Source organism: Psychromonas sp., from assembly GCF_983033635.1.
Genome location: NZ_CEZLMY010000250.1, coordinates 843 through 3,700, shown reverse-complemented (window position 1 = coordinate 3,700; position 2,858 = coordinate 843). Strand labels below are relative to the sequence as shown.

General features: G+C 39.1%; 2 protein-coding genes. Both read right to left on the bottom strand.

Annotated features, from left to right (window positions below):
• Nucleotides 1-614: 614 nt before the first annotated feature.
• A complete protein-coding gene (locus AC4GME_RS17960) occupies nt 615-1,715 on the bottom strand; it encodes a DUF1214 domain-containing protein (RefSeq protein WP_490378281.1) in 1,101 nt (366 codons plus the stop codon).
• Between the two features lie 283 nt (nt 1,716-1,998).
• Nucleotides 1,999-2,858 (bottom strand): DUF1214 domain-containing protein (locus tag AC4GME_RS17955; RefSeq protein WP_490379953.1); only part of this gene is annotated, 860 nt, incomplete at its 5' end.

Genomic DNA, 2,858 nt, shown 5'->3' with positions numbered 1-2,858 from the left:
CAGCATAGAACCTTTACTATCCACATTAAGGCACTTGTTGAATGGCATATAAATGCGCAGGGAATACGGGATATTGTGTATGTCAATTTTTATTGTAGTCAATGAAAATAACAATTGGCTGTAATAAATATTAAAAAATAGATAGATTTCTATTGTGAATACATAAATAAAAAAACGTCACTAAATTCCATTTGGCAATTGATACTGTTATTAAAAATTCCACTGTATTCGGTTTAGCTGCTGGCGATATCTGTTTGAAGCAGGCAAGGGATTATAATGGTGCAGCCATGCGTCTATGATGATGTTTTCTTTACTGGTCTTAAAGTCAGGTAAGTTCATTCGTGCTGCTGGATATATATAAATAAAAATTTAATGTGGCAGGTAAACATATTGAGTTTATTAGATGATTTCCAGCTCAGTTGCCAGCTTCTAAAATAGAAGCTGCAGGTCGAACAAATAAGCAATAGGTTAATGATCAAAAAAGCCTCCGAAAAGGAGGCTTAGATAACTGTATTGAGATTATTTAGCTAAGATTTTAGGGATCTCAATTATTGCCTCACCACTTGTCAGGTCAATTAAGGCTTGAAAAATGGCTTTGAGTTAATCACTATTACTTATATTACCAGTTCAGCATGGATAGTTTTCCATGTACCATCTGCAATAGCCCCATGAGGACCGTAGTAGCGGTAAAGAAGATTCCATGAACCATCACCTGTATTGATACAGTTCACTTCACCGTTGTTACAGCTACCGAAGTTAAGGGTAGTTGAACCATCAGCATTCTTAACAGCAAACTTATCATTAAGTGCATTGATGTCGAAGTCCATGAACTTACCTTCACTATCATACACTGTAGCGGACCAGAAGTGGTCAACAGGGATATCAGCAGGGACTGTCACTGTATAGTGAGTATGGGGTTGGTAAAGATTACCATCTGTATCAGCAAATGACATGTCATATAAAGCTTGGTCAGCGGCTAATGCACCTTGACCCATATCAACACCAGCCGCACGGTTAAGGTCAGTCATTGTGTCACTACGGTAAGCGAATATGTCATTTATACGAACGTCACCAGACTCTAAGCCTTGTGCGAGATAGTCTTTCAAGTAAGAACTCATCTCACCATGCTTCTCTTGACTAAGAGGCATAGGCATTACGTCATTGCGAGCTTTTAAACCAGTGCTAGTGATTTTAATCTCGCTTTGGTCTGCAAAAGCTGCTTCTGCATCATCTGCTCCACGTACAAGAGTACGAAGTGCGAATGAAGTGATGTCTGTTTCAACAAACACTACAGTAGCATCAATATCTGGTACAGGATTACCAGTTTTGACAATAACGACAGGCTTCTCGGCGTTTACAACAGTACCGCCATCAGCAATGTAATGATCTAAATCATAAATCATTAAGCTCATATAACGATCAGTTTCAGGCATCTCAACAAGGATGTAACCTTGTGAGATATCATAACGACCAACTGAGTACAAAGTATCTTGATTAGGACGAACAATGAATTGATTTTCAAAGTTAGTTAAAGGTAGCTGACGCATCATGTTCCAGTTGTCTTTAAATAAGACATTCAATACAACACCTACATCATGTTCAATAAATGTATTGAGTTCAGCTGATGAGTATTTATCTTGATCTACACTAGTAGCAGAGACCGCACCTGTCAAAGCAGATAACGCAACAGCACATGCAACAATTGATTTTTTCATAATAATTCCTCTTATTTAGTTATACGATTTCGATGACGCAACTTTATCAATCGAACTCATTATTTGTTAGGTATAACAGTTATTCAAATTTGATTGTTGTGGGTGGGTTAATTGCTTTATTTGGTCTTTGTGTTGGCGCTCATATTACTAATGTGAATATCTTGGCTGGTGCAGTAATATTGATTTGACGTGATTTACCCACGTTTTTAGTTATCACTTTTTTAGATAAGCAAAAGAGATAAAGGGAGCGTATTCGCTCCCTTTATCTCACTCTACATGCCTTTTATTTAGCACAACGTTTCTTAATGGTAGAGAAATTATTATAATCGTTCGGCAAGTAGAAACGTTCAACATAGTAATAGGGTTCACCCGCATTAACTGGCATCCAGTAGCTGCCGTCTTTAGGATCTTCTACACTAAAGGTAACCGTGATATCTCCGTTTACATCGGGTTTGGTATTGTAAGCGTTGTAAACGTCCTGTGCGTTAGGGAGCGTGTTGCGAGTCAGTCCGCTATAACGTGTCAGAGACCAAAACTCTTTCACGTCCGCTTTATAAGGCATGGTGACCACATAAGGTTTACCACCCATCAGTATTTCACCATCACAGTTTGTTGGTTCCATGGTATAAAAAGCATGTGTTGCAGGGAAACCAAGGTGACCAAACATAGCTGCACCACGAACAATTGGGTCATCACTTCTTGGCTCTTCACTGTCAATCGGACCAAATGCGCCAATATTGTCATTATCATAGGTACCGCTGCTCATCACCCAGCCTAAATAACGGGCGGTATTTTTATAGTCTTCAACTGAGTAATCAACGGCTTTCGCTAGCAGCCCGTCATTTTGCTCATATACATCGTGTGTATCTAGGGTAAATTGAATTGGATTAGTGAATTCCAATGTCTTAGACACACCATTTATAGATAACTTTTCTTGCCATTGACGTACATTTGGAAGGTCGGTTTCAGTGTAGACCTGGGCGCGGATAGTCACATAAGGGTAGTCACCACGGCTTTCAATAACAGTGACATCATCCGGGTATTGTTTTTTCTCCCAGTCATGACGCACAAATACATATTTTCCACTTGGGCGCACTTCGTCAAAAATGCTGTAATGTTCTTGGTCTGCCACTTGTATAGAAA

Bases quoted from the DNA above. Each gene is read 5' to 3' on its own strand.
- AC4GME_RS17960 (WP_490378281.1), bottom strand. From the start codon at position 1,715: ATGAAAAAATCAATTGTTGCATGTGCTGTTGCGTTATCTGCTTTGACA.